Origin of the sequence: Thioalkalivibrio sp. K90mix (assembly GCF_000025545.1) — a bacterium.
Lineage (GTDB): Bacteria > Pseudomonadota > Gammaproteobacteria > Ectothiorhodospirales > Ectothiorhodospiraceae > Thioalkalivibrio.
This window is the reverse complement of sequence record NC_013889.1, coordinates 2638787-2665279: the sequence shown is the minus strand read 5'-3', so window position 1 is coordinate 2665279 and position 26493 is coordinate 2638787. Positions and strand designations below refer to the sequence as shown.

Here is a 26493-nt window from a genome sequence, read left to right as displayed (position 1 = left end):
GCATTGACCAGCGCTGCCTAGCGCGAGACGCCGGGCGCCCCGGTGGCGCTGTCGGGCTCGGCGCGCGCCGGGAACGCATTCGCCTGGACCGGTGCGGGCACGGGTGCCTCGGCCACGCGGGGTGCTTCTTCCAGTTCGCGGCGCATGATGACGGCCAAGGCGATGAACGCGAACAGCAGGTTGAAGTAGATCACGTCGAGGAATGCCCCGGCGGCCAGGTAGCCGAGCAACCCCACCTGGATGGCCCAGGCGTATTCCGCCAGCCAGATTTGTCCGGTCTCCAGCCGCGCTCGCTTGCGGATCCGGTTCAGCGAAAAGAACGTGAAGCCGACCAGCAGCAGGAACGTGGCGAGCCCGCCAAAGCCATGCTCGCCCATCAGGCCGAAATAGATGCTGTGCGGCGACAGCACGTGGCGCCAGTCCCCCTCGAAATTCGCGTAGCCGACCCACCAGTCATAGCCGAGGTGGTGGTTCCGAAAGCCCATCCCGGTTAGCGGCCGCTCGGTGGCCATGTTCCAGTTCACGCCCCACGCCTGGATGCGCTGCATGGCGGAACGGTCTTCCTCGTAGGTCTCGATCGTGCTCCAGCGATCCAGCAGGCGATCCGGCGCGGTGACCCCGATGACCCCGAAGGCCAGCACGCCAACCATCACCATCGCCAGTTTCTGGTGCATGTGCCAGAAGAGGAACGGCGCCACCACCAGGAATCCCAGCAGGGCCCCGCGGGAATAGGTCGCGAGGATCGCGATGGCGGTCAGCCAGAACACGCCGTAGACGGCCCAGCTGATCGGCCGGTAGAAGCGCTCCAGGCCCGGGATCTCGAGATCCACCCAGCGCTCGCGGAACAGCCGCGCGCTGATCAGGATCAACGGCAGCACCATCACCATTGCCAGCCCGATGTACGTGTTTCCGGCCAGATAGGAGCCCGGCGGGCCCAGCACCATGTACTGCCCGCCCGTGGACAGTGTGAACAGGCCGCCCTTGAACCCGTAAAAGGCGATGGAGAATGTAATAACTAATAACAGCCAGACGATACGAAGCTGACCGAATATCAGCATGGGTGTGATAAATGTAATCAGGAGGATCTTAAAAACGTGCTGCCAGAAGTCCCATGCACCGCTGGAATTTACCGCAAAATACGAAGTCATGGTGATGTAGCCGAGAAAGACCCATAACATCACCATCTCGCGTGTCATCGGCATCGGTCGCCGATCCTTGGCCAGAAACAGCGCGGCCAGCGTTGTCATGCCGATGACGGCGGCCACGGGGAACGTGCGCATGAAAGACCAGGTGAGGCCGTGCGGGGCCATCAGGCCGACCCAGAACCAGGCCGGGATGCCGACCCAGGGCCTTGCCAGGATCACCGGGATCAACACCATGATTATAAAAAACAGCAGGTAGTCGCGCATCGCAGAGAGTTCCGCTATACAGCAGTACGTGCGTGTCGATCAGCATACCGACACATGAAAACGGCGATAGTATTCAGCCCATTCGAAGAGTAGCCTATTTACCGAACGAGTGGGTATGGGGTTGTAAAAGATTCGTACTCGGCTGCGTGCCGAATCCACATTGAAGGAGTCCGTTCTGATCATGCGTTACACCACCCTCCTGCACGAAGGCATTCTGCACAGCGCCGAACGAAACCCAATGGCCTCGGCCATCACCCATCGGGGTGTCACGCAGTCCTACGAGGCGGCCGCCAGCGACATCGAGAACGCGGCGCGACGGCTACTCGCCACCGGGCTCCAGCGACAGGACCGGGTTGCGGTGTATCTGGACAAATGTCCGGAGGCGGTCCATGCGATGTTCGGGGCCTCGCGGGCGGGAGGGGTGATGGTCCCTGTCAACCCGCTGCTGAAGGCCTCGCAGGTCGCGCACATCCTTCGGGACTGCGGGGTGCGTGTCCTGGTCACGTCCGCCGTGCGCCATGCCGCGCTGCGCGATGTCCTGGCGCAATGTCCGGAGCTGGACACCATCCTGTTCGTGGACACACCGCCCGACGCCGAAACATCGGGCGGGCCGCGGCTCGAGGCCTGGCAATCGGCGGCGGATTTCGGGCTGGGCCGGCCGGCCCATCGGGTCATCGACACGGACATGGCGGCGATCCTCTATACCTCTGGCAGCACCGGACGGCCCAAGGGCGTGGTGCTGTCGCACCGCAACCTGGTGGCCGGCGCGCAAAGCGTCGCGCACTATCTGCACAATCGCGCGGAGGACTGCATCCTCTGCGTGCTGCCGTTCAGCTTCGATTACGGCTTCAGTCAGTTGACCACCGCGTTCCTGACCGGCGCCCATGCCACCCTGCTCAATTACCTCCTGCCCCGCGACGTGCTGAAGGCGGTGAGTCAGGGCGGGATCACCGGGCTGGCGGCAGTGCCACCGCTGTGGATCCAGCTGGCCGAGATGGAATGGCCGGAGGCCGCGCGGCGATCCCTGCGCTACATCTCGAACTCGGGCGGCGCGATGCCCCTGAAGACCCTGAAGCGTCTGCGGGCGCATCTGCCGCGCACCCAGGTCTATCTGATGTACGGCCTCACGGAGGCCTTCCGTTCCACCTATCTGCCGCCCGAGGAGGTCGATCGTCGCCCCGACTCGATGGGGCGGGCGATACCCAATGCCGAGGTCATGGTCGTGCGCGAGGACGGCAGCCGTTGCGCGCCCGGAGAGCCCGGGGAGCTGGTCCATCGCGGGGCCCTGGTCGCGATGGGCTACTGGAACGATGCCGCGCGTACGGCCCAGCGCTTTCGCCCCGCGCCGGGGCAACCCGAAGGCCTTCCGGGCCAGGAAATGGCTGTGTGGTCCGGGGACACGGTGCGGATGGACGAGGACGGATATCTGTACTTCGTCGGCCGGCGCGACGAGATGATCAAGACCTCGGGGTACCGGGTGAGCCCGGTGGAAATCGAGGAGGTTGCCTATGCAACGGGGCTGGTGACCGAGGGGGCGGCGCTCGGTATCGCGCATCCGCAGCTGGGCCAGGCCGTCGTCCTCGTTGCGCTGCCCGCCGAACCTTCGGTGACCCATGACCAGTTGATGGCACTGCTGCGCGAACGCTTGCCGGCCTTCATGGTGCCCGGCCACCTGGAGCTGCGGTCGCAGTCCCTGCCTCGCAATGGCAATGGCAAGATTGACCGCAAGGCGCTGGCGGCCGAGTTCGAGGGCCTGTTCCAGGAGGTCGCCCTGTCATGAACCGGGAGGTGTCCATGACCTCTGCCCCCCGTCATGCGGCGATGGCAGCCTTCGAGGTGCGCGACCACTCGCTGTTGATCGGCGGTATCCCGCTGGCCGAGATCGCTCGCCGCGCGGGCCGGACCCCGTTCTATGCCTATGACCGACAGGTCATGACGCGCCGCGTCCAGGCCCTGCGTCAGGCCCTGCCCCGGGATCTGTCGATCCACTACGCGATCAAGGCGAACCCGATGCCGGCGGTTGTGGGCCATATGGCCTCGCTGGTCGATGGCCTGGATGTCGCCTCCGGGCGCGAACTGCAGATTGCCCTGGACGCCGGGGTGTCCGCGGCCGATATCAGCTTCGCCGGGCCGGGCAAGTCCCCGGCCGAGCTGGAGATGGCGGTAGCGGCGGGGATCACGATCCACCTCGAATCCGATACCGAACTGACGCGGGTCGCGGCGATCGCCGAACGCACCGGCAGGACGCCTTGCGTCGCGGTGCGCGTGAACCCCGACTTCGAGCTGAAGACCTCGGGCATGAAGATGAGTGGCGGGCCCAAGGTGTTTGGCGTGGATGCCGAGCGCGTGCCCGAGATGCTGGGGCGTATTGGCGAGCTGGGGCTGCACTTTCGCGGCTTTCACATCTTTGCCGGCTCGCAGAACCTGCGCGCCGAGTCGCTGGTGGAGGCCCAGGGCCTGACCCTGGACCTGGCATTACGCCTGGCCGACCATGCTCCGGGGTCGGTGGAGACACTGAACATCGGGGGCGGTTTCGGCATCCCCTATTTCCCGGGCGATCAACCGCTGACCCTGGGCCCCATCGCGGAGCAGCTCGAGCGGCGTCTGCCAGAGGTTCGCGCGCGGATGCCGCAGGCCGAGGTCATCCTCGAGCTGGGTCGCTACCTGGTGGGGGAGGCGGGCGTATACGTCGCCGAGGTGCTGGACCGCAAGGTCTCGCGCGGCCGGGTATTCCTCGTCACCAACGGGGGCCTTCATCACCATCTGGCGGCCTCGGGCAACTTTGGCCAGGTGATCCGCAAGAACTACCCGGTCGCCATCGGCAACCGCATGGGGGAGGCCGCCAGTGAAGTCGTCGACATCGTCGGGCCGCTGTGCACCCCGCTGGACGTTCTGGGTCAGCAGGTGGAGCTGCCCCGCGCGGAGATTGGCGATCTGGTCGTGGTCTTCCAGTCCGGGGCCTATGGCTACACGGCCAGCCCCAGGGGCTTCCTCAGCCACCCGGAGCCCGCGGAAATCCTCGTCTGACGCGAGGCGTCCGGTGTCAGGCGTGCCCGGCGGCCAGCTGCTGGAAGTGCGTGCTGCCGTCGACCAGCATCTCCCAGCGGCCCTGGTCGACCAGGCGCCCGCCATCGAGCACGTAGATCTGGTCGCAGGGTTTGACGGTGCTCAGCCGGTGCGCGACCAGGATGATTGTCTTGTCGCCGCTCAGGTTGTGAATGGCATCCATCACGGCGCGCTCCGTGGCGTTGTCCAGGGCGCTGGTGGCCTCGTCGAAGAACAGCACCGCCGGGTCGCGGTAGAGGGCCCGGGCGATGCCGATGCGCTGACGCTGTCCGCCGGACAGGCGGGTTCCGCGTTCACCGATCAGGGTGTCGTAGCCGTGCGGGAGGTCGTTCATCACGAAGTCGTGCAGGTTGGCCAGGCGCGCGGCCCGCTCCACCGCGGCATGATCGATCTCGGCCTCCGGTACGCCCAGGGCGATATTGGCGGCGACGCTCTGGTCGGCCAGAAAGATGTGCTGCGGGACATACCCGAGCGCCGCCTGCCATTGGCGCACGTTTGCTGGCGCTAGCGGCTGACCGTCGACGAGAATCGCGCCCTCTTCGGGTTCCAGCAGCCCCAGCAGCAAGTCCACCAGTGTGCTCTTGCCGGCCCCGGATGATCCCACCAGGCCAATGGTCGTGCGGGCGGGTATTTCCAGCGAGAGTTTGTCCAGCGCGGGTCGATCATGCTGTGGATAGCGATAGGTCACGCCCTCGACCCGAATGGCCTGCTGCGGCGCCAGTGGGGCAAAGCCCTCGCCGCGCGGGGGCTGGATGTCGCCGCCGCGGTCACCCAGGTCCTTCAGGATGTTGTCGACCGCCGCAAAATTGAAGCGCAGGGCCGCCACGTTCTGGAAGATTTTCTGGAAGGCGGGAATCAGCTGCTTGCCCGCCAGCGCATACAGGCCAAGCAGGGGGAGGGCCTGGGCGAGGCCCCCGTCGCCGGCCATCAGGTACAGCACGAGCAGCAGTACGCCACCAAAGGCGATCGCCTCGATCGCGTATTGCGGGGTGTCCTGCAGGAGTACCGCATTCGCCTGGTGCCGGGCATAGCGCCTGGACGGGTGCCGGTAGCGCTCCAGGTAGTCGCGCTCGCGCCCCAGCAGGCGGATCTCCTTGGCGCCCGCGAAGGCCTCGGCCGCCGCGGTGAAGCGCTCGCGGTTGGCCTCCACCCGGTCCTGTCCGATCCGGTTCAGCCAGATTCGGGCCACGATGTAGATGGCCGCATAAACGCTGCCCAGACCCAGGGCCACGGTGAGCGCGAGCCACGGCTCGACCAGGATGAGCAGGGCGATAATCGAGACTGCCAGCAGGCCCTGGCTGACCAGCCGCATGGCCGGCATTACCGCGCCACTGATCGCGTGCGTAGTCTCCTGCAGGATCGTCTTGGCCAGGTCACCGGAATTGCGGTGCAGAAAGAAGGTATAGGGCCGCCGCAGATAGTCGGCCATCAGGCGGCGGGACAGTTCGTATTGCTGCATGTGGGAGAAACGGGTGATCGACCACTGCGTCAGCGCCTGCAAGAGCGTCCCGAGCATGAACATCACAAACGCGGCTACCCCCAGAAAGTAGAGAAACTCTCCGGTCGACTCGAACCCGAGGGTGTTGTACGCCTCGTTTAACAGCGCGTGGCCGTGAACCATGTCCGGGTCGGACAGCACTGCGAGAAACGGCATCACCGAGGCGACCCCTACGGTCTGCATGAACGCCGCGATGATCATGAGGATCACCAGCAGGCCGACCTTGCGCCGATCCCGGGGGTGCAAAAGGGCGTTTAACTTGCGCAAGGTTCCAAACATGAATCAACCGGTTTTCAGTATCGAGATCCCTATGACGTATAGCGTTTTTTTACCCTCGAGGAAACGGGAAAGTGAGTCCTGACGGGGCGGAATGGCGCGTTAATTACAAAACTCATGCGGTCGTCCAATTCGAAACATCAGGTAAATCCCCCGCGGTCGGGATTGCGTGATTTAACAGGTTTCCGGATTCTCCCAGAAGAGGGTGGACAGCCCGCTATCGGCGAGTATTCAAGTAAAACCGCCGCCAGCAGGAGCGGCCTCCATCCCGTACATTTGTGACTTCAAGGAGTGGTCGAATGGCCATGGACGAGTTCGGTTTGCACGCCGGTTTCCTGCACGCGGCAAGGCAGTTCGCGGATCGCCCGGCGCTGGATGTGGAGGGGGGCGAGATCCGTTATCGGGATCTCTACGCCGCCAGTGCCAGCCTGGCTTCAGCCCTTCAGGCCGTCCTGCCCGCCGACGGGCCGCGCACGATCGGCGTCCTGGCCCAGCGCTCGCGCATCCTGTATCAGGGCCTTCTCGGGGTGCTGATGGCCGGGCACACGCTGGTACCCCTGAATCCGTCCTTCCCCCCCGAGCGAACACGGCGGATGGTCGACCTGGCCGGCCTGGGGGCCCTGGTTGTGGATGCCACCGGGATGCAGTCGCTGGATGGCTGGCTGGGGCCGGAGCATTCCGACTGTGCGATCTGGCTGCCGACCCGGGAGGACTGCGATGCCTTTCAGTCCCGCTGGCCCGGACATGCCTTCCATGCCATGGACGAGGCGTCTCTCCCCAAGGGATGGTCGCCGGCCCCGGTCAATCCCGACGATCTTGCCTGTCTGTTCTTCACCTCGGGCAGTACCGGCGTACCCAAGGGCGTGGCCGTGCGTCATCGCAATGCGGCCCGGTTCGTCGCGATGTCGCGGGAGCGCTATGACCCTCTGGGGCTGAGCGAGAATGATCGGTTCTCGCAGTTCTACGACATTACCTTCGACTCCTCGATGTTCGACCTGTACGTGGGCTGGGCCTACGGGGCGTGTCTTTGCTGCCCCTCCGCCCGCGAGTGGTTCAACCCCAACCGCTACATTGCCGACAAGGCCCTGACCGTCATCGACATCACGCCGTCGGCCGGCCATGGCATGAGTCGCCGCAACGGCTGGGCCCCCGGCCGTTTCCCCCACCTGCGGCTGTGCCGCTTTGGCGGCGAGGCCCTGTCGGCGGAACTGGCCAGGATCATGGCGGCCGCCGCGCCCAACGCCACGATCGACAATGCCTACGGGCCCACCGAGTGCACCGTCGATGCCTGTTTCTACCGCTGGGATCCCGAGCGGTCGCCCGCGGAATGCATACACGGGATGGCCCCCATCGGCTATCCGGGCAACCAGGTCGGCATTCGCGTGGTCGACGAGGCCTTTCACGACGTGCCGGAAGGGGACGAGGGCGAACTCCTGATCAGCGGGCCGCAGGTCAGCGCCGGGTACTGGAAGGACCCGGAGCGCACCGCGGCTGCATTCATCCGGCTCGGGGACGACAGCGCCCTGTATTACCGCACGGGCGATCTCGTGCGGCGCCCGTATCCCGGAGAGCCCCTGCAATTCCTCGGGCGCTTCGATCACCAGATCAAGATTGGCGGCGTGCGCATCGAACTGGGCGAGATCGAACAGGCCCTGCGCGAGGCCGCGGTGACCGACCAGGCGGTTGCGATCGGCTGGCCGCGCACCGCGAGCGGGGCCTCCGGCATCATCGCGTTCGTGGTCGCCGAACACGCCGACGCGGAGAGGATTCGGGAACAACTGAGGCAGCGGCTCCCCACCGTGATGGTGCCGCGGGAGATCCATCTTCTGGACGAGCTGCCGCTGAACGCGAATGGCAAGGTCGATCGCAAGATGCTCGTCGAGACGCTGCAGGCGGCCGAAGCGTGAATCACTCTGCGCTTGCAAACCCGGCCACTGCGAGGGCGGCGAGATGATGGATGCGCTGGTGCAATCGCCCCCGCGCGCTATGCGTTCATCGATCTGGGGTCGGGCAAGGGCAAGGCGCTGCTACTCGCGTCGCATCACCCGTTTCGGCGGATCATCGGGGTCGAGTACAACCCCCGCCTGGATGCGATCGCCGCCGCGAATGCGCGGATCTACCGGCACCCCGAGCGCTGCATGCACCGGATCGAAACCGTCTGTGGCGACGCCGGTGCGTTCGAGTTGCCGCCGGGCGACCTGCTGATCTACCTGTTCAACCCCTTCAAGGCCGCGATCATGGAGCGCGTGCTCGCGAACCTCGAGAGCGCCCTGCAGGCCGACGGAGAGCGGGACGTGCTGGTCGTGTACCAGAACCCGACCCAGCGAAGGCTGCTGGACGAGGCCCCGTTTCTGGAGCGGGTGGCCTACCGGGAGTACCGCACCAGGCGGCTGCGAAAGATGCCGATCGGTCGTGTCGCGGTGTACCGAAACCACTGAGGCCCTGCGCGCGCCTAGCCCCGCGCGAGCAGGGCCTTCACCGTACTGGCCCCCAGATACCCCCAGGTCTTCATGCGTCCCGGTCGTCGGACCAGGGCCTGAAAGAACGCGCGCCGGGCGATCCGTGGGTCCCCCTCCCAGTAGTGGTGGTAGCCAAAGGTGAAACAGGCATTACCCAGGCGCTCGCGAACCCGGGGCCAGGGGGTCTTCTCGCCGTTGGGTCCCACCAGACCCCAGCGGCCCAGCGCCCGCTGGACGACCTCGACCTCGTAGTTCACATCCGGGTACTTGGTCATGCAGCCACGCCCGTGCAGTCGATAAAGGGCGGTGACCCGGTCCAGCTGGCGGTATTCGGTCAGTCGCGAGGCGCGAATCCAGTAGTCATAGTCCTGGCCGCGCTTGAGTTGCGGGTCGAACGGGCCCACTTGTTCCACCAGCTCGCGCCGCATCATCACCGTGATCGTATGCGGCAGGGATTCCATCAGCAGCTGGTTGTACACCCAGCCCGAACCCTCCGGGACAATCCCCGGTGTCTCGGTCACCGGGACCGGGGGATCGGCCAGGGTATGGGGCGGGGCGAACTGTCCCTTGGCATCCGGTTTCCACGCCAGAAAATCCGTGTGTACCAGGCCGATCTCCGGGTGCTGCTGCATGTACAGCACCTGCGCGGTCAGCTTGCCGGGCAGCCAGACATCGTCGGAATCGATGAAGGCGATGAAGTCGCCCTGTGCGGCCGCGATGCCCGCATTGCGGGCCACGGCCGCCCCCTGGTTCTGCTGGGTCAGTAGCGTCAGACGGTCGCCATACCCGCGCAGGACCTCGACCGTCCCGTCGGTCGAGCCGTCATCCACCACGATCAGCTCGATGCCGGGATAGTCCTGATCCAGGACGCTGTCGACCGATTCGGCAATGTAGGCCGCCGTGTTGTAGGCGGGCATGATCACCGACACCAGTGGCTTGCGGGGGAGCCCCTCCGGCTCGGCCGAGGGTGTGCTGTGCGCCAGGGAAGTTTCCATGGGGGACATCATCCCGGGCTTTGCCCTGGCACCTGGCGCAGCCAGTCATGCGTCCATGTTGCAACCTGGTCGCGCCATTCACGGCGGGAAAAGGTGTGGTTCGCGTCCGGCAGTTCGCGCAGGGTCACGCGTGGCTGTCGCAGCAAGCCGTCCCAGGCCGGTGCATGGCTGGCCACATCCCGAAACTCGGCGGCTGTCAGGTCCTCTCCGCTCAGGACCAGCAGGATCGGCCCGCGAAAGCGGCGCCAGCCCTCGGCCATCCGGTCCGGCAGGGGGGCCGACGAAACATCGGCACGGCCCTCGTCGGTCGCAGCCGGGGAAGCCCCGGTACGACGACGGCCCAGTACCGTGCCGACCATCCGTCCCAGGGAACGCAGGGAGACCCACGGGTTGAAACGCCCCTTCAGGGCGCCTGACCAGAAGTCGCGCGAAACAAGCCGCTGGAGGTAGTAGGTCTTCAGGTAGGCGCGGGCCAGGCCCTCGTCGGTGCGGACCCACGGGTTGGCCAGCACCAGGCCCGCCACCCGGGGGTCCCGCCAGGCATAGAACAAGGCGGCGGAGGCCGCACCGCACAGACCCCAGATTACGACCTCGCGCATGCCCGGCACCTCGGCCGAGAAGGTATCCATCGCCGCGCGCAGGTCATCGTGCACTTCTTCGTAATCGCGCTGGGCGCCGGACGAGTCGCCCATGCCGCGGAAGTCGAAACGAAATACCGGGACCCCTTGAGCCGCCAGGTCGCGCGCCAGGAGCAGAAACTGGCGATGGCTGCCGACGCGATACTGCGGGCCGCCCACGGCGATCAGCACACCTCGCGTGGCCCCGGCGGAACCGGGGTGGAGAATGCCGAGCAGCTCATCCTCGCCCAGCCGGAAGACGACCGCCCGCTCGTTCATGCCGCCCGCCCCAGGGATACCGTGTGTCCCAGGCAATCCATGGTGTGTTCCAGCAGGGCCGGGACCTCGAGGATGTCCGGCGCATTCCAGAAGGGTTCGCCGAGGACAACGGAGGCGTGTGCTTCCACCCCCTGCTCGCGCCACGCATCCAGCGTCCGGGTGCTCCCCGGGGACAGAGCAGCGCCCTCGCTGTCGCTGACCTCGAACCAGTACACCGGCCCGTGTGGCGGTGGTGCCAGCCGGGCTTTTGCCAGTGCCTCTGCCAGGGCCGGCGCCAGGGTATAGCCGGCGACCTCGATGGCTTCTCCCGCCTCCAGTCGGCCGCGCAGCTGCCCCGTGCTTTCTTTCTCTCCGCCCATCATGGCGGCGGCCATGCGCAGGCGGAGGAACTGTGTCAGGTGCTGTTCGCCGTTGGTGACCGGTTGCCACAGCACGGTCGCCGCCACCGACGGGGCGCGTGTGGCCAGAAGCTCGCTGATCAGCAGGGCGCCCGCGCGCAGTCCCCAGAGAATCAGGGGCCCCTGGTCGTCGGATGTCGCCTCCAGGTGATCCAGGCAGCGCGTGACGTCGTCGAGCCAGGTCTCCCAGCGCGCATCGCCAAAATCGCCTCCGCTGTCGCCGCAGCCGTACAGGTCCGGCAACAGGACGGTGTAGCCCTCGCGGGCCATGAGTCGGGCTTGCAGCGCCACCATGCGCCGGGCCTTGTTCAGCTCCTCGGCAAAGGGTGGTACGAACAGGACCCGCCCGCGGGCCGGGGTCCGGGCGGTCGGATACAGGACATAAAAGACTGGTCCGGCGCAGCCCGGCAGGAAACCGGCCTCCATCTAGGCACCATTCTTGTGTTCAACGAAATCGACCAGGGCGCCGACGGTCTCGAACGTCTCCGCACTGACGTCATCGTCATCGATCACGATGTCGAACTGTTCTTCCATCTCGTTGATCAAGGAAACCACCGCCATGGAGTCCAGTTCGGGGACCCCGCCCAGCAGGGGTGTGGAGCGGTCAAAGTGCTGGGCGCGGCCGTTCAGACCAAGGGCGCTGTCAAGCAAGGCCTTGATGTGCTCGAGCGTCGACATAATGCTGATCTCCTGTTCCCTGGTGGCGCATTCCACATACTTCCGGAAGCCCTATTGTGAAAGTTTGTGGCCGACAACTGGAGACCTTGCGGGTACCAAATAATCAATACTTTAAAGTGGTCGGCAGTCCCTCCATCATTGAGTTTTAACTTTTGCCGGCATTTTTGTTTGCTGTAAGGCAAACACGGAAATGTATATATCGGCATGCCCACGGACGCCATCACAGGCGGGCGTTTGAACGCCACCGAAGGCGACAGGAAGGCCAATGGCGGGACTATGTGGATGGTTTGGGTCGCCCAGGGAGGCGGCGGGCAATATCCTCGGCCTGCAGGAGGCCGGGCTCCCTTCGGTCCCGGGTGAGTCCAGTGCGCGCTGTGATGGCCCCCGGGGCGGGTGTCTGGTCCAGGGCGGCTGGGTGGCCCAGGCCCCGGATGGGCTGATCGCGGCCGTCGCCGGCCACCCCCGGTGGCGGGAGCGCGGCCTGCAGCGCCTGGCGCTGCAGCAGTCGCCCGGACATGCCTTGCTGGACGCCTACCGGCGTTTCGGCGATGCCCTGTTCAGCCAGCTGGCGGGGGATTTCGTGGTGGCGATCCTGGACCCGCAGCGGCCGCGCCTGCTCGCGGGCGTGGACCGTATGGGGCAGGCCTCGCTGCACTGGGCGGCGGTGCCGGGCGGGGTAGTCTTCGGGACCACTGCGGGCAGTGTGGTTCGCTATCCTGGTCTGAGCCGCGACCCGACCCCCTCGGGGCTTTATCACTACCTCTTCTTCCACATGTTGCCCGCACCGGTCAGTGTGTTCGCGGGCGTCGAGAAGCTGCGCGCCGCGCACTACCTGGACCGCCAGGCGGACACCATCCGCGTGAGGTCGTACTGGGTCCCGCATTTTCGCGAGGCGCGCATGGGCGATGCCGCCGAGATGGGCACGGCCCTGCGGGATCAGCTGCGCAATGCCGTCAAGCAGCAGCAGGAGACGCCGAAGCCGGGGGCCTTTCTCAGCGGAGGGCTGGACAGTTCGACCGTGGCCGGGCTCCTGGCCGAGACCACCCCCGAGCCGCCGCCGACATTCAGCATCGGTTTCGATGCCCCGGGTTACGACGAGATGGAGTACGCCCGCATCGCGGCCCGGCACTTTGCGACCCAGGCGAACGAGTACTACGTGACGCCGGACGATGTCGTCGCTGCCGTCCCCCTGATTGCCGGCAGTTATGACGAGCCCTTTGGCAACTCCTCGGCACTGCCTGCCTATTTCTGTGCCCGCATGGCGGCACAGGCGGGCGTGACCCGGCTGCTGGCCGGTGATGGTGGCGACGAGCTGTTTGCCGGCAACGCACGCTATGCCAAGCAGGGCCTGTTCGAGCACTGGCAGCGCCTGCCGCGCACCTTGCGCCAGGGCATGCTGGAACCCCTGGCGACCCGCATCCCCCAGGGGGCCGGCTGGCTGAGCAAGGCGCGCCGCTATGTGGAGCAGGCGCGCATCCCGCTGCCCGATCGGCTGCAGACCTACAACTACCTGTACCACCTCTCGCCCACGGCGATGTTCGAACCGGACTTTCTCGCGGCGGTGGATACCCGGGCCCCGTGGGATTTGATGCGCGAGATCCACGACCAGCCGGCACACGCCTCGTCGCTGAACCGCATGATGTACCTGGACTGGCAGCAGACCCTGGCCGACAACGACCTGCGCAAGGTCACTCGGATGTGCGAGCTGGCCGGCGTGGATGTCGTCTTTCCGATGCTGGACGACGACGTGGTGGAATTCTCCCTGGGCATCCCGTCCGACCAGAAACTGCGCGGGCAGCGGCTGCGCCACTTCTACAAGGAGGCGATGCAGGGCTTCCTGCCCGACGCCATCATCGACAAGAAGAAGCATGGCTTTGGTCTGCCCTTCGGGGTGTGGATGCACGACCACGCGCCACTGCGCGAACTGGCCTATGACAGCCTGCTGCGCCTCAAGGGGCAGGGCTTTTTGCGGCCGCAGTTCATCGACGAACTGATCGCGCTGCACCGCGACGGACACGCGGCCTACTACGGCGACATGGTGTGGGTGCTGATGATGCTGGATCTCTGGCTGCACGCCCCGCCGAGCGAGATGCCGGCCGAAGCGCGCGCCCAGGCGGGCGGTTACTGAACCCGGCAGACCACGTGCCGGTGCTTGCCGCCGGCTTCCGGGGCGATCGCCTCGACCTGGCGGATCTCCATCGTCAGGGATTCCCCCAGGGCCTGTGTGAAGGCACGCCGCAGGCCTTGCGCCACGGCCTCGGCCAGTGGCTCGTCGAGGACCAGCAACAGCTCGACCCGGTCCGGCGCGTGCTGGATGATCTTGTACGAGCGCAGCCCCGCGATCTCGCGCAGGCAGTAGTTGAAATGACTGCCGTGCACCCAGCGGCCATCGAGCGCGACCAGGCCGTCGTTGGCCCGGCCCTCGATCTCCCGCAGCAGCGGCAGGCCGCGCCCGCAGGGGCAGGGCGCGGGGTCCAGCGCGCCACGATCACCGGTACGGTAGCGGATGAAGGGATACTCCGGGCCCATCAGGTTGGTGACCACGATCTGTCCGGTCGCGCCGGCCGGAAGCGGGCGGCCGGCATCGTCCAGAATCTCGACGATCAGCGCCTCGGCCGTCAGGTGCAGCCCGCCATGCGGGCACTCGCGTGCGATCAGGCCGGCATCCCGGCCGCCATACTCGTTCGCGACCCCGCAGCCCAGTACGTCGGTGATGATCGCCCGCCATTCCGGGCGCAGGACCTCCGACGTGGTAAAGGCCACCCGAATGCCCAGATCATCCAGGCACCGCCCCTGTTCCCGCGCGCGTGCGCAGACCCGTGCCAGTACGGAGGGATAGCCGAAGATCATGCGCGGGCGGAACTCGCGAATCTGGTCAATGATGGCATCGACCCGTGCCCGGTCGAGGTCACGGGCCGGGACCAGGCGCGAGCGCAGTACGCGGTCGCGCCAGGACCGCAGGCGATTCTGTACGTCGGTCTCGTTCGGTGCGCCCCACAGGACCAGCTCGCGATCGCCAATGTCGACGCCCCACCAGCGGGTCGCGCGCCACTTGGCGGCGATGTCCATCGCAATGCGTTCGTGGCCCAGCCAGAAGGCCAGCGGTTCGCCGGTCGAACCGCTGGTACGTTGCGCGACCAGGCCTTGTGCCCCCTCGGCCCGCCACCCGGCGCCTGCCTGGCGCAGCACGGCCTTGTCGATGACCGGCAGGCGCTCCAGATCCGCAAGGCTCGTCAGTGCGCGGGGTGACCAGTCCTGGTCGGCAAACCACTGGCGATAGAACGGTACCTGTTGTGCGACGCGCTCGAGCAGGATCTGCAGGCGGGTCAGCTGCAGGTTCTCCAGCGCCGCGGGTGCCCACCACTGGGTCGCCTCCAGCGCCTTGCGCAGGGGCACCGTCGGGTGCCCCTTCAGCCGTTCGTGTACGGGAAACGCGCCATGCGCGACCAGCGAGGTGTACAGCCCCATCTTCAGGCGCGCCTTGGCAGGCGGTGGTCCACGGGCCCGGCGATCGTCTCGAAGGCCGCGACCAGTTCCGGAATCCGCACCCGCCAGTCATTCGCCCGCGCATGGGCCAGGATCGCCGCGCGGTCCCACTCGCGACCCAGGGCCTCGTGGATCGCCGCGCGCAGTGCGTCATGATCCCCGTACGGGACGATCAGCCCCACCTGCTCCGAGGCGACGACCTCGGCGTTGCCCCCCACATCCGTGGTGACGATGGGCAGCCCGCAGGCCGAGGCCTCCAGGAAGACATTCGCCCAGCCTTCAAAGCGCGTGGCCAGCACGAACAAGTCCCCCGCGGAGTATACGAACCGTAGCGCGTCGGGCGCGACGGGCCCGAGGAACCATACCCGGTCCTGCAGCCCCAGGGACTGGACCTGCTGGCGCAGCTCGGCCTCGTTGTTGCCCTCGGGGGTCCCGCCTCCGGCAATCACCAGGTGCAGATCCCGGTGCTGTTGCAGCAGTTCCGGCAGGGTTGCGATCACGCGGTGAAAGCCCTTGCGCTCGGACAGTCCGCCGACGGAGATCAGGAACCGCCCCTCGGCGGGCAGCCCCAGGCGTTGCCGGGCTTGAGCCCGATCCTCCGGCTTGAAGCGGTCGAGATCGGCCCCGTTCCCCACGACCTGCAGATGATCGGGCTCGATGCCCCAGTCCAGCGCCTCGTCGCGCAGCGCGCTGGCCACCGAGAACACCCGCGCCGCATCCTCCAGCGCCCGGCGAATCTGCCCCCGGTGCAGTGGCCGGTCGCGGAAACGGTTCAGGCTGCCGCGCAGGGTGATGGTGTAGGGGTGGTGCAACCAGCGCGACAGCCAGCGCGCGGCGACCCCGTCGGGATAGATGAAATGGGCATCGATCACGTCGAAGCCGAGTTCGCGCTGCAGCCGACGCATCAGGCGCAGACTGCCGAGCGCCTGAAAGAAGCCGTCGGTCCACTTGAACAGGCCCGGGATACACAGGAAACGGGGGTGGTAGACGCGAATCGAGCCCTGTCTCTCGAAGGCCGGCAGCGGCGGTCGGGCGTGCGGGCGCAGGCGCCCCAGCCAGTTCTGGAACGGGAACCAGGGCGCCGGAGCGACGACGACCAGATCCAGATGTTCGGCGACCCGGCGCATGCGCTCGCGCACGAACAAGCCCAGATTGGGCTGTGCCGCGTTCGGGTACACGCGCGTGAAGACCATCAGACGTGGCCGCCGCTCATCCGGCACGCAGCACCTCCGGCCGGGCCCGCAGCCCGTCGTAGACGGACTGGTAGCGAGCGACACTCGCCGCCCAGGTGCGCTCCTGTTCCACGAAGCGCCGCCCGTTCTCGCGCACCCGTGGCCAGTGTTCCGGGTGCTCCAGTGTCGCCAGCACCCGGGCGGCCAGGGCTTCGGGGTTGTCGGCGGGGAACAGCCAGCCGGTCTCGCCATCGCGGATCAGTTCCCGGTGGCCGCCCACGTCCGATGCCACCAGCAGGCGCCCCTGGGCCATCGCCTCCAGTGGTTTCAGCGGCGTGACCAGCTCGGTCAGGCGCATCGAATGGCGTGGATACACGAGCAGGTCGACCAGGTCGTAGTAGCGCTGTACCTGGTGATGCGGGACGCGCCCGGTGAAGATGACGCGGTCCTGGATGCCGAGGCGTTCGGCCTGGGCCTTCAGGCGTTCGGCCTGCGGCCCGCCCCCGACCAGCAGGATGCGGACGTCGGGCGTCCGGGCCTGGATAAGCGGACAGGCCTCGAGCAGGGTATCCAGTCCCTCGTAGGCATAAAAGGACCCGAGAAAGCCGAGCACACGGGCGTCACCCAGACCCAGTTGGGCCTTCAGGGCGGGGTCGGGCTGACCGCCCAGGTGGAAGTCATCCGCGTCCACCGCATTGGGGATCACGGTGACCCGTTCGGGCGGGATCCCGCGCGCGATGATGTCGCGGCGCAGCCCCTCGCAGATGGTGGTGACATGGCCCACGCGCTTCAGGGCATAGGTCTCCAGCTCTCGCGTCAGGCGGTAGCGCAGCCCATGTTCGCGGGCGGTGCCATGGTCGACCGCGGCGTCCTCCCAGAATGCCCGCACCTCGTAGACCACCGGAATGCCCAGCCGGCGACCGGCACGCAGGGCCGGCAGGGCATTCAGCGCGGGCGAGTGCGCATGGATGATGTCGGGTGCGACCTGGCAGGCGACGCGGGTCAGCCGCTGGGTCAGTGCCTGCATCAACCCCCATTGTTCCACCCCCGGGATCGCGCTCGGGTTGTAGGTCGTGCGGTAGAAATGCAGGCCGTCGATCGTCTCCTCGTCGGTCTGGGCGCCGGTATGCTTGGGGCTGGTCAGGTGACACGTCTGCCAGCCCCTGCGGTGCTGTTCGCGCAGGATGGCCGCGGTGCGAAAGGTGTACCCGCTGTGCAGCGGGATGGAGTGGTCGAGGACGTGGAGGATCTTCATGCCGCCGCCCTCGCTTCGTCGCCCGGCGCCGGTCGGGTCACCACGAGCCAGAATCCCAGGCAGCGCAGCGTGGCCTTGTCGAGCCCGCGAAACGGCGCGGCCAGATAAGGGGCCACTGCAGCCACATCCTCGTCCAGTGCCTCGGCCGTGGACTCGATATGCCGTATCACCAGCCCCGTGTTCTCGATCGCCTGCCGGTAGCGGTCCAGACGCCAGCGGTTCGGGACCCCCTTGCCGGCATACATCCAGTGCCACAGGCCGACCGGCCAGGTGAGAAAGTCGAGCGGATTCTCGCGGTGCAGGCCATGACTCTTGAGGTCCACCTGGTGGACCGCCAGCGCCCCCGGTTTCAGGGCCTTCGCCATGTCGCGAAAGGTCGCGTCCAGGTCGTTGACGTGTTCCAGCACCGCGCGCGAATAGATCAGGTCGACGTCGGCGTTCAGGCCCGACAGTCCATCCCGGGTCACGCGGTATTCCAGCCGCTCGCGGCGAAACCCCGAGGCCGGATCATCGGGACGTACGAAGCACGCGGCCGCCCGTTCGCGCGCGGCGGGGTCCAGGCCGTCCAGCAGGCACTGCAGGACCTCCAGCTGAAAGGGACTGCGCTGCGACAGTGCAAAGCGGTCGACGCAGGTTACCCGGGCCGCGCCATGGGCCAGCATCAGCAGGGCCACGCCGGGTACGTCGCCGGGCCCGTACTCCAGCAGGTGCTTGTCGCGAAGCGCGTCCTCGATCGCCTCGGGCGGGACCTCCAGCTGATCGAAGTAGTCGAAGAAACAGGTGGTGAAGTACTGCGCCACGGATTCCGCCGTCTCCGCGCCCCGACCACGGCCGGTCTCTTGGGTCAGACGCACATAGAGTCCGGGGGCGCCCCGGGCCAGGAGGTTGCTGAGGATCGCGCGGGAGGCACGCGAGGCATCGGCAACCGGGTGGCGTCCATACATGGCTAGGCTCCAGGCAGGACACAGCCGCTGCGCGGGCTGGTCGGTTGCACCTTGTCCAGAAAGGTCTGGAACATCATCAATGACCACAGCGCCGCGCTGTGATCGCGCGCGCCCCGGCCGTGCTCGTCGACCAGACGCCTGAGGGTGCGTTCGTCGAACAGCCCGGAATCGCGCATCTGCTCCCCCAGCACCCGCTCGTGCATCACCTCGCGCAACGGCCCCCGGAACCAGTTGGCCAGGGGTACGGCGAAGCCCCGCTTGCGCCGATAGAGAATCGAGTGGGGCAGGTAGGGTTCCATCGCCTTTTTCAGAACCGCCTTGCCTTCGCCATCGCGCAGCTTCAGTTCCGGTGCAAGGGTGGAGGCCCACTCCACCAGCGGGTGATCCAGCAGCGGCACGCGGACCTCCAGCGAGTGAGCCATGCTGGCGCGGTCGACCTTGGTCAGGATGTCGCCCGGGAGGTAGGTCTTGAGGTCCAGGTACTGCACCAGCGAGAGCGGGTCATCGGTCGGGGCCCGCCCGGCATGGGCGCGCAGCACCTCGACCGCCCCGTAGCCCTGCAGCTCGCGGCGGAATGCGGACGAGAACAGCGTGCTGCGCTGCTCGTCGCGCAGCACCGACACGCCCTGGAAGTAGCCCTCGACCGCATCCCGTGCCAGTGCCTGAAAGGTCGCCCGAGCGCGCAGCGGGCGCGGGGCCCAGTCCGCCTTGGGGTAGACCTGGGCCAGGCTGCCGAACAGCACGCGCCGCAGGCCCAGGGGCAGCGGGTTGCGCAGGCGTTCCTCGGCGAGGTGGTGCCGATAGCGGCGATAGCCCGCCAGGGTTTCGTCGCCCCCGTCGCCGGACAGCGCGACCACGACCTGTCGGCGGGCCTGCTCGCAGACGCGGTAGGTCGGCAGGGCCGAGCTGTCGGCAAACGGCTCGTCGTAGAGATCGCCCAGACGCTCCAGCAGGGCAAAGTCATCGGGGTCGACCTCGCGGTTGTGATGGTCCGTTGCGTAGCGCTCGGCGACCTCCCGGGCATAGCGTGACTCGTCATAGGCGGGGTCGGCAAAGCCGATGGAGCAGGTGCGCACGGGCTCGGAGGAGAGCCCGGCCATCATCGCCACCACGGCGCTGGAATCCACGCCCCCCGACAGGAAGGCCCCCAGCGGTACCTCGGCCACCATGCGGATGCGCACGGCCTCGCGCAGACGTTCGGTCAACTCCTCCGCCGCCTCCGACATGCCGATGGGCGCGGCTGTCGCAAAGGGGACATCCCAGTACGCGCGCGGACTGGCGGCGGAGCGCTGGTTGCGCCGTACGCTCAGCGTATGCCCCGGTGGCAGCTTGTGGACGCCGGACAGAATGCTGCGCGGCTCGGGCACATAGCCATAGGCGAAGTATTCCTCGACCGCGCAGGGGTCGAGCTCGCGCGTCTGCCCGGGATGGGCCAGCAGGACCTTGAGCTCGGAGCCAAAGATCAGTTGGCCATCCGGGAGTTCGCTGTAGTAAAGCGGCTTGATGCCCAGGCGATCCCGCGCCAGAAACAGGGTCTGGGTGTGGCGATCCCAGAGGGCGAAGGCGAACATCCCGCGAAAGCGCTGGACGCAGTCCTCGCCCCATTCCTCCCAGGCGTGCACGATGACTTCCGTATCGCAGTGGGTACGAAAGCGATGGCCCGCCCGCTGGAGTTCGTGAGTCAGCTCCGGGAAGTTGTAGATCTCGCCGTTGTAGGTGACGACGACGCTGCCGTCCTCGTTGAACAGCGGCTGCTGGCCACCCTTGAGGTCGATGATGGACAGGCGTCGGTGCGCCAGCCCGACCCCCGGTTCCAGGTGGATTCCACCTTCGTCCGGGCCCCGGTGGAACTGGGTCGCATTCATGCCCTCCAGGCAGGCGCGATCGATCGGGCGCCGCCCGTTCAGATCGAAAATACCGGCGATACCGCACATGTCAGCGTCCCGTCGTTTCGTGTTGTCGCCGGCGGCCCCCCGCCCGAACCGAGGGGGTTCGGGCGTTGGCCCTGTCCAGCAGGCTGTCGTAGACCCCGAGGTAGCCGGCCACCATGGCGTCCAGGCTGAACGCGGCCTCGGCGCGAATGCGGGCCGCCTGTCCCATGCGCTTGCGGGCATCCGGATTGGCGAGCGCATTACGGATGGCCTCGGCGAGGGCACCGGGCGCCCCTGCGGGGACCAGGGCCCCCGTCTTTCCGGGGGTCACCAGGTCAGGATTGCCGCCGACGTCGGTCGCGATCACCGGGAGCCCGGACGCCATGGCCTCGAGAATGGTGTTGCAGATCCCCTCGGCCAGCGAGGGGAGGACAAAGAGGTCCATCGCCCGCAGGCACTGCGGGATGTCCTCGCGGGCGCCCGGCAGCCATGCCTGCTGCGCGACCCGGGCGCCCTCCAGGCGCTGGCGGGCCTGTTCCCTCAGCGGGCCGTCACCCACGATCACCAGGCGAAGACGGTCGAAGGGCACCGGGGCGTTTTCGCGCAAGGCGATGAACGCCTCCACCAGATCCAGTGGGGCCTTCACCGCCTGCATCCGCATCACGCTCCCGATCACGATGTTCTCCGGGCCGGCAAAGCCCGGGGGCCAGGGGCCTGTGCGGGCGCCCTCGCGCGGGTGGAAGCGTCCGGTATCCACCCCGTTGCAGATGTGCGCGACCCGCTCGGTTCCGACACCAACCCGTTGCTGCAGGTAGTCCATCTGATGGCGCGACAGGGCGATGTACCGGCCGACCAGGGGGCGCACCAGCCGTCGCATGTAACGATGCTTGTCGCGGGAGCCATCGAGGTCGGCAATATCCCAGCCATGCTCGCCATGTACCCGGGCGCGCACGCCGGCCAGGGCGGCGGTGACCTGCCCCTCCAGCGTGGCCAGATTGCGGGTGTGGACGATCGCGGGCCGCAGTTCGCGGAGCAGCCGCCACAGGCGCCGATGCACCCCGAAGTCCTTGCCCTCGCGCTTGTGCAGGGCATGCAGGCTGACGTCCTCCCGCTGCAGGCGCTCGCTGAACCGCGTGTAGTCGGTCATGCAGATGATCGCGTGCCGGTAGCGCTCGGCGGGCATGTGATTGAGCAGGTTGACCAGCCCGTTCTCCATGCCGCCGACATCCAGGCGATGGATGACATGAGCCACGCATGGGCGCGGGTCGGTGGCGCTGTCCTGGGGTGTCCGGGTATTCATCGCTGGCTCACGTCCTGCAGCTGTTCCAGCATCTGTGGCATCGCGGCCTCCACATAGGCGCGCATTGCGTCCTCTGCCGGCTGCAAGTCGTCTCGGTACTCGGCATAGACCACGATCAGTGCGGCATCGTCGCGCCCGCCCAGCAGCCGGCTCGTGGCCTCGCGGGCCTTGACCTCGAAGGGCCGGGTGGTGAGATGTCCGTTCGCCCAGTACCACTGCCACGCCACCATCTGCTGCTGGCGGCCGCGCAGCAGGACCCGCTGCGGATCGGGATAGCCCGCGACCTCCGCCTGGCCACGGCGGGTCTGGCTCCACTCGGCCCGCTCCCGGCCCGCCAGCGTGTTGTGCCAGCCGAGCATGTTTCCGTGGCGCGCCTGTTCGCGGTAGAAGCCTACGTGCATCCCAACTGCGGCCTGTGAATCGTTCACGACCCAGCCCCCGCGCTCCGCACGCATGAACTGGTAGCCGGGTTGCCAGCCGGGCCGCTCCTCAGCGGGCACGGCGGTCCACCCGGAAGGCACGACCGGCCCGGTGCCCAGCCCCTGTACCGGGCCGAGATCCCGGGTGTCCATCCAGTGGGCATAAACGGGACCCAGCGTGACCACCAGCGCGGCGATCACCGCCATGTGAGCAAAGCCCATGGCCCCGGTCTGTTGGGCTGGTGCGGGGGGGCGGCGGGCGGGGGCTTCTTCCGTACCATCCTCGCGCCAGAGGGCGCCGATCCAGAACATCAGAAAGATCACGACACCGAAGAAGACCCAACCGTAGAGCAAGTGGTCGGCACCCGCGGCATATTCCATGTCGCTCAGGTGCCCGATCATCACGATCATGTAGGCGCGCAGGCCATTGGCGATGATCGGGACGATGATCGCGACACCGACAAAGGCCAGCCGCCGCCAGAGGCTGCGATACATCAGGTAGGCGTACAGCGTCCCCAGCGCGACCGACGCAATCAGATAGCGCACGCCGCTGCAGGCCTCGACCACCGACCAGCGTCCGGTTGGCAGTTCGAAGTGCAGGCCGTCGCGGTAAATCGGTATCCCGGACAGCTGCACGGCCGCGACGGTGAACTCCGCGGTGAAGTCCATCAGCGGCGGCACCAGAAATTCACCCAGTGGGACCGCGAACAGCAGGTAGGCCAGGGGAAACTGCAGGATACGCACGACCGCGGTGCCCATGACCAGCCACACCAGGAAGGGGATCATCAGGGTCGCGGCAAACTGGCGCACCGAGATGACATCCACCAGTTCGCCCATGACCCAGGCAAGCCCCAGCAGCACGATCGGTACCAGCGCCAGGGGATAGGGGCGGGGCGATACGGCTGCCAGTTCGTCGCGCTTGAGATAGACCAGAAACAGGACGATCGGCACGACCAGGAACCCGTGCGCGAAGGTATCCGAACGCGCCCAGGTATCCACCATCGAGACGAAGGTGGGCGCGAACACGATCAGCGTGGTCGCAATCAGGGCGGCCAGCGCCAGTACGGGAGCCCACCACCGCTGCACCAGCGGCTGGGACATCACGGTGGCCGGCGTGCTCATGCATCCCCCCGGGAGGCGATGGCCTCGCTCTCATGCGCCAGCCCGCTCTCGAGATAGTCGTGCAGGCACGCGAGGTTGCGGCCCCAGTCGTAGTCCGTGGTGATGCGTCGGCGCGCGCGGACAGCCATCCCGGGATCGGGCTGTTCCAGACACTGCAGGACCGCGCGGGCAAACACCTCGGGGTCAGTATCGGCCTCGATCACCTCGTCGTTGCGTACGGCGGTGATCCCCTCGAGCGCCTGCGGGGAGGCCACGACCGGCCGCGCCAGCGCCATGGCCTCGAGCACCTTGTTCTGGACCCCGCGCGCGATCCGCAGGGGCGCCACCGAGACCGCGGCGCCGCCGACCCAGGGGCGCATGTCCTCCACCGGCCCCACGACCTCGACGCCCGGCTGGCGCTCCAGTTCGCGGACCTCCGGCGCGGGCCGGCTGCCGACAATGTAAAAACGCACATCCGGATGAACCTGGCGAATGCGTGGCAGGACGGATTCAGCGAACCAGACCACCGCCTCCACGTTCGGCCAGTAATCCATGGCCCCGCTGAACACGATCGGCTGGACATGATCCGGGTAGGGGCTTTTCTGCGGGATCTGCTGCGGGTCGAAGTACGCCGCATCCACGCCATTGTTCAGTGCATGTACCCGCTCGGCACTTTCCGGCGCCAGGGCCCGAAACGTCGCGGCCTCGTCCGGTGATACGAACAGGCTGGCCTCGCTGCGCGCCGCGACCTGCCGTTCATAACGCAACAGCTGACGGCCCTCGCGGCGGTAGATCGCGCTCATCGGCCAGGGCTTGCTGGCGGCGTACTGGGTCCACTTGTCGGAGTCGACATCCACGAAGTCCACCACTCGCGTCAGGCCGGCCCGGTGCGGCAGGTATTGCGCCATTGCCGAGGAGAACACCAGCGCACGGGTGATCTCCTGCTGCTCCAGTACCTGGTTGACCCAGTGCTGCAGCGCCGCATCGCGATACCAGGGCAGGGTCAGCGGCTCCTGTGTCAGCAGGCCGCGCAGGGCGCGCCATTTCGCGCGTCCCGGCGAGAGAGGGCGCACGCAGACGCCCGCGCAGCAGCGCTCCAGCTCTTCGACGCAGGCCGCATCGGCCGGGTCGTCGATAAAGGTGCCCAGGTAGACCCGATAGCGCCGTGTCAGATCGCGCAGGATATGGTGCGAGCGAATCTTGTCGCCCTTGTTGGGCGGCCACGGGATTCGATGGGTCAGATAAAGAACGGCATCCATTGCAGGTTCACCCGTTGCCACAGTTGAAATTCAGAAACCCGTGTTAGCCGAGACTGCGGGACAGCCAGGGCCCCACGCGGTTGGCTACCGATAGCGGCAGTCGCTGCCACGCCTGTATGAAGTAGCGGTACTTCGGGTTGAGCGGGTTCACGTCGGGCATGGTCCGGGCACGCACCAGGTCGTATTCGTAGTACAGGGGCTGCGGCTCGAAGCCCCAGTTCTTCTTGAAGCTGAACGACCCGGTATCACGCTTGCTGCGGCCATAATCGAAGATGCGCAGGCCCGACTCGCAGGCCCGGCGCATCACCTCCCAGTACATGAAGTCATACCCGGCCACCTCGCGGGCGCGCGGTGTGCCGCCGCCGTAGTAGGGCAGGACCTGGTCGCGGAAGTAGAAGTTGAGCACGCTGGCCACAGGGGTCCCCGCGTCGGTGACGGTCAGGATCCGGCAGTCGTCGCCGAACACGGTGCGCAGGATGCGGAAGTAGCGCCGGCTGAACACGGGGGTCCCCATGCGATGCACGTTGGCCGCATAGATCGGGAAGAAGCGATCGATATCCTGGTCGATCTCGCTGACCAGCCCGGCCTTGATGCCCTTGCGCACCATGCGCCGCTGTTTGCGCGGGATCGCCTCCAGGTTCTCTTCGACCTCGTTCGCCATCTCCTTGCGAAAGGTCACGTAGAGGTGCTTGGTCGGCCGGTCCGGGTGGTAGGGTGCCATATGGCGGTACTCGAGATAATCCACCTTGTGTTGCCGCGCGAGTTCCCGGGCCCGGTTGTCCAGGGCCACGAAGGCCTCTTCGGTGCGCGCGGCGATGCCGCCGTACACACAGAACGGCAGCGAAACCAGGGAATGGCCGAACAGCACGCTGCGCACGCGCGCCAGGGGCAGGACTCCCTCGATCCCGTTCGGGCCCTCGGCCAACAGGAAATGGGTCGAGTGCCCGAAGGCCTGTTCGATGACCGTCTGCCAGCCCGCGCGATGGAAAAACGTCGCCACCGGGCAGGTCTCGACAAAGGCATCCCACCGGGCCACATCGGCCGGTGTGAGCTCCTGGACCCGCAGCGCGGCCGCGCGCGTGGTCGTGGATCGCGGGTCAGTGGACTTGAGCATGGCTGTTCGCTGTCGTCGGGGATTGCGGCGCGGGGCTGGCGAGGAGGTGGGCAAACACCTGGTCCATGCGGTCCCAGCGGAAGTCCTGCAGCAGCCGCTGCAGCCGCCGTTCCGTACGCCCCAGGTTGAGGTAGTGACGAAATCGCGTCCTGGTGCTCACTCCGGGAACACGCGGTTGTCCGGGGTCGATCTCCCAGGGGTGGAAGTAGAACACCCCGGAAAGGCCGTCCCGGGTGTTGATCCTCCGCAGTGCCTGGCGGGAGACGGCATAGGGCAGCAGCCGAAAGTAGCCGCCGCCGGCCGCCGGCAGATTGCGGCCAGCCACGCGCAGGGTGGCCGGGGGCAGTTCCAGCACGCCCTGAGGGCCCCGTGGACGATAGGGGTGACGCGGCGCAGTCGGCGTGCCGTAGTGATCGTGCTGTACCGGATAGATGCTCGAGCTGTAGGTGTGCCCCGTCTCGGCCAGCAGGTCGAGTGCCCACAGGTTGCCCTCGCCGATCGAGAAGCTGGGGGCGCGATAGCCGCGCACCTCGACGCCGGCGATGTCTTCCAGGATGGCCTTGGCGCGGACGATATCCGCGCGAAATGCCTGAGGCTCCAGTTCGGTCACCCGCTGGTGCCCGTAACCGTGGCTGGCCAGCTCGTGTCCGGCGTCGACGATCCGGCGCACCGCCTGGGGGTAGCGCTCGGCGATCCAGCCGAGGGTAAAGAAGGTCGCGCGCACCCGGTGATGATCGAATAGCGCCAGGATCCGCTCGAGGTTGTATTCCACACGACACTCCTGGCTGTCCCAGCAATGCCTCGGGAAATGCGGTGCCAGCGCCGAGACCTGAAAGTAGTCTTCTACATCGACCGTCAAGGCATTGGACACGGGAGGCGGAGCGGACGGCATGGCGG

At 67.1% G+C, this 26493-nt stretch carries 20 protein-coding genes and 1 pseudogene; 5 read left to right on the top strand and 16 right to left on the bottom strand.

Annotated elements, in window-relative coordinates:
• Positions 1-17 precede the first annotated feature (17 nt).
• Complete coding sequence (locus TK90_RS12710) at positions 18-1409, bottom strand: putative O-glycosylation ligase, exosortase A system-associated (RefSeq protein WP_012983892.1); 1392 nt, start codon at positions 1407-1409, stop codon at positions 18-20.
• Positions 1410-1590: 181 nt separating this feature from the next.
• On the opposite strand from TK90_RS12710, the gene TK90_RS12705 reads away from it, so the two are divergent.
• Entirely contained in the window at positions 1591-3189 is a 1599-nt protein-coding gene (locus TK90_RS12705) for an acyl-CoA ligase (AMP-forming), exosortase A system-associated (protein ID WP_012983891.1), read from the top strand.
• Between the two features lie 41 nt (positions 3190-3230).
• Positions 3231-4436 carry a pyridoxal-dependent decarboxylase, exosortase A system-associated gene (locus TK90_RS12700; RefSeq protein ID WP_041444366.1) on the top strand — a complete coding sequence of 402 codons (1206 nt, stop codon included), beginning with the start codon at positions 3231-3233 and terminating at the stop codon, positions 4434-4436.
• Positions 4437-4452: 16 nt separating this feature from the next.
• On the opposite strand, the gene TK90_RS12695 is transcribed toward TK90_RS12700, so the two are convergent.
• Positions 4453-6252: an ABC transporter ATP-binding protein gene (locus TK90_RS12695; RefSeq protein WP_012983889.1), complete on the bottom strand. Its 1800-nt coding sequence runs from the start codon at positions 6250-6252 to the stop codon at positions 4453-4455.
• A 296-nt stretch (positions 6253-6548) separates the two neighbouring features.
• On the opposite strand from TK90_RS12695, the gene TK90_RS12690 reads away from it, so the two are divergent.
• Complete coding sequence (locus TK90_RS12690) at positions 6549-8156, top strand: amino acid adenylation domain-containing protein (RefSeq protein WP_012983888.1); 1608 nt, start codon at positions 6549-6551, stop codon at positions 8154-8156.
• Between the two features lie 63 nt (positions 8157-8219).
• Positions 8220-8687, top strand: a pseudogene (locus tag TK90_RS12685) (class I SAM-dependent methyltransferase); the annotation flags it as partial.
• Between the two features lie 14 nt (positions 8688-8701).
• Here TK90_RS12685 and TK90_RS12680 read toward each other — a convergent pair.
• From TK90_RS12680 to TK90_RS12665, 4 genes are read right to left on the bottom strand one after another with little or no spacing between them, the layout of a single operon-like run.
• Complete coding sequence (locus TK90_RS12680) at positions 8702-9703, bottom strand: glycosyltransferase (protein WP_041444288.1); 1002 nt, start codon at positions 9701-9703, stop codon at positions 8702-8704.
• Positions 9704-9711: 8 nt separating this feature from the next.
• On the bottom strand, positions 9712-10599 hold the full coding sequence (locus tag TK90_RS12675) for a hydrolase 1, exosortase A system-associated (RefSeq protein ID WP_012983885.1): 888 nt from the start codon (positions 10597-10599) through the stop codon (positions 9712-9714).
• Positions 10596-11423 carry a hydrolase 2, exosortase A system-associated gene (locus TK90_RS12670; protein WP_012983884.1) on the bottom strand — a complete coding sequence of 276 codons (828 nt, stop codon included), beginning with the start codon at positions 11421-11423 and terminating at the stop codon, positions 10596-10598. The genes TK90_RS12675 and TK90_RS12670 overlap by 4 nt, the downstream gene beginning before the upstream one ends.
• Entirely contained in the window at positions 11424-11675 is a 252-nt protein-coding gene (locus TK90_RS12665) for an acyl carrier protein (protein WP_012983883.1), read from the bottom strand. It abuts the gene before it with no gap.
• A 415-nt stretch (positions 11676-12090) separates the two neighbouring features.
• Here TK90_RS12665 and TK90_RS12660 point away from each other — a divergent pair, with 415 nt between their 5' ends.
• Complete coding sequence (locus TK90_RS12660) at positions 12091-13803, top strand: asparagine synthetase B (RefSeq protein WP_041444364.1); 1713 nt, start codon at positions 12091-12093, stop codon at positions 13801-13803.
• Here TK90_RS12660 and TK90_RS12655 read toward each other — a convergent pair.
• The 10 genes from TK90_RS12655 to TK90_RS12610 are packed head-to-tail and all read right to left on the bottom strand — an operon-like array spanning position 13797 to position 26488.
• Complete coding sequence (locus TK90_RS12655) at positions 13797-15143, bottom strand: phenylacetate--CoA ligase family protein (RefSeq protein WP_012983881.1); 1347 nt, start codon at positions 15141-15143, stop codon at positions 13797-13799. The two genes, TK90_RS12660 and TK90_RS12655, sit on opposite strands and share 7 nt — an antisense overlap.
• A 2-nt stretch (positions 15144-15145) precedes the next feature.
• Positions 15146-16381 carry a glycosyltransferase gene (locus TK90_RS12650; protein WP_012983880.1) on the bottom strand — a complete coding sequence of 412 codons (1236 nt, stop codon included), beginning with the start codon at positions 16379-16381 and terminating at the stop codon, positions 15146-15148.
• The gene (locus TK90_RS12645; protein ID WP_012983879.1) at positions 16371-17588 is read right to left on the bottom strand and encodes a TIGR04063 family PEP-CTERM/XrtA system glycosyltransferase; all 1218 of its coding nucleotides are present in this window, start codon (positions 17586-17588) and stop codon (positions 16371-16373) included. Before TK90_RS12645 ends, TK90_RS12650 begins: the two co-directional genes overlap by 11 nt.
• Entirely contained in the window at positions 17585-18532 is a 948-nt protein-coding gene (locus TK90_RS12640; RefSeq protein WP_012983878.1) for a class I SAM-dependent methyltransferase, read from the bottom strand. The genes TK90_RS12645 and TK90_RS12640 overlap by 4 nt, the downstream gene beginning before the upstream one ends.
• A 2-nt stretch (positions 18533-18534) precedes the next feature.
• Positions 18535-20466 carry an XrtA/PEP-CTERM system amidotransferase gene (locus TK90_RS12635; protein WP_012983877.1) on the bottom strand — a complete coding sequence of 644 codons (1932 nt, stop codon included), beginning with the start codon at positions 20464-20466 and terminating at the stop codon, positions 18535-18537.
• Between the two features lies 1 nt (position 20467).
• Complete coding sequence (locus TK90_RS12630; RefSeq protein WP_012983876.1) at positions 20468-21703, bottom strand: TIGR03088 family PEP-CTERM/XrtA system glycosyltransferase; 1236 nt, start codon at positions 21701-21703, stop codon at positions 20468-20470.
• Positions 21700-23244 (bottom strand): exosortase A, encoded by a 1545-nt coding sequence (gene xrtA / locus TK90_RS12625; protein WP_012983875.1) that lies wholly within the window; start codon positions 23242-23244, stop codon positions 21700-21702. The genes TK90_RS12630 and xrtA overlap by 4 nt, the downstream gene beginning before the upstream one ends.
• Positions 23241-24482, bottom strand: coding sequence for a TIGR03087 family PEP-CTERM/XrtA system glycosyltransferase (locus TK90_RS12620; RefSeq protein WP_012983874.1), 1242 nt, complete (start codon positions 24480-24482; stop codon positions 23241-23243). The genes xrtA and TK90_RS12620 overlap by 4 nt, the downstream gene beginning before the upstream one ends.
• A 43-nt stretch (positions 24483-24525) precedes the next feature.
• A complete protein-coding gene (locus tag TK90_RS12615; RefSeq protein ID WP_012983873.1) occupies positions 24526-25596 on the bottom strand; it encodes a FemAB family XrtA/PEP-CTERM system-associated protein in 1071 nt (356 codons plus the stop codon).
• A complete protein-coding gene (locus TK90_RS12610; RefSeq protein ID WP_012983872.1) occupies positions 25580-26488 on the bottom strand; it encodes an XrtA system polysaccharide deacetylase in 909 nt (302 codons plus the stop codon). The genes TK90_RS12615 and TK90_RS12610 overlap by 17 nt, the downstream gene beginning before the upstream one ends.
• Between the last annotated feature and the right edge of the window lie 5 nt (positions 26489-26493).

Bases quoted from the DNA above. Each gene is read 5' to 3' on its own strand.
- TK90_RS12620 (WP_012983874.1), bottom strand. From the start codon at position 24,482: ATGGATGCCGTTCTTTATCTGACCCATCGAATCCCGTGGCCGCCCAAC.
- TK90_RS12695 (WP_012983889.1), bottom strand. From the start codon at position 6,252: ATGTTTGGAACCTTGCGCAAGTTAAACGCCCTTTTGCACCCCCGGGAT.
- TK90_RS12665 (WP_012983883.1), bottom strand. From the start codon at position 11,675: ATGTCGACGCTCGAGCACATCAAGGCCTTGCTTGACAGCGCCCTTGGT.
- xrtA (WP_012983875.1), bottom strand. From the start codon at position 23,244: ATGAGCACGCCGGCCACCGTGATGTCCCAGCCGCTGGTGCAGCGGTGG.
- TK90_RS12690 (WP_012983888.1), top strand. From the start codon at position 6,549: ATGGCCATGGACGAGTTCGGTTTGCACGCCGGTTTCCTGCACGCGGCA.
- TK90_RS12680 (WP_041444288.1), bottom strand. From the start codon at position 9,703: ATGGAAACTTCCCTGGCGCACAGCACACCCTCGGCCGAGCCGGAGGGG.
- TK90_RS12675 (WP_012983885.1), bottom strand. From the start codon at position 10,599: ATGAACGAGCGGGCGGTCGTCTTCCGGCTGGGCGAGGATGAGCTGCTC.
- TK90_RS12705 (WP_012983891.1), top strand. From the start codon at position 1,591: ATGCGTTACACCACCCTCCTGCACGAAGGCATTCTGCACAGCGCCGAA.
- TK90_RS12670 (WP_012983884.1), bottom strand. From the start codon at position 11,423: ATGGAGGCCGGTTTCCTGCCGGGCTGCGCCGGACCAGTCTTTTATGTC.
- TK90_RS12645 (WP_012983879.1), bottom strand. From the start codon at position 17,588: ATGAAGATCCTCCACGTCCTCGACCACTCCATCCCGCTGCACAGCGGG.
- TK90_RS12710 (WP_012983892.1), bottom strand. From the start codon at position 1,409: ATGCGCGACTACCTGCTGTTTTTTATAATCATGGTGTTGATCCCGGTG.
- TK90_RS12655 (WP_012983881.1), bottom strand. From the start codon at position 15,143: ATGGGGCTGTACACCTCGCTGGTCGCGCATGGCGCGTTTCCCGTACAC.
- TK90_RS12635 (WP_012983877.1), bottom strand. From the start codon at position 20,466: ATGTGCGGTATCGCCGGTATTTTCGATCTGAACGGGCGGCGCCCGATC.
- TK90_RS12610 (WP_012983872.1), bottom strand. From the start codon at position 26,488: ATGCCGTCCGCTCCGCCTCCCGTGTCCAATGCCTTGACGGTCGATGTA.
- TK90_RS12615 (WP_012983873.1), bottom strand. From the start codon at position 25,596: ATGCTCAAGTCCACTGACCCGCGATCCACGACCACGCGCGCGGCCGCG.
- TK90_RS12630 (WP_012983876.1), bottom strand. From the start codon at position 21,703: ATGAATACCCGGACACCCCAGGACAGCGCCACCGACCCGCGCCCATGC.
- TK90_RS12640 (WP_012983878.1), bottom strand. From the start codon at position 18,532: ATGTATGGACGCCACCCGGTTGCCGATGCCTCGCGTGCCTCCCGCGCG.
- TK90_RS12700 (WP_041444366.1), top strand. From the start codon at position 3,231: ATGGCAGCCTTCGAGGTGCGCGACCACTCGCTGTTGATCGGCGGTATC.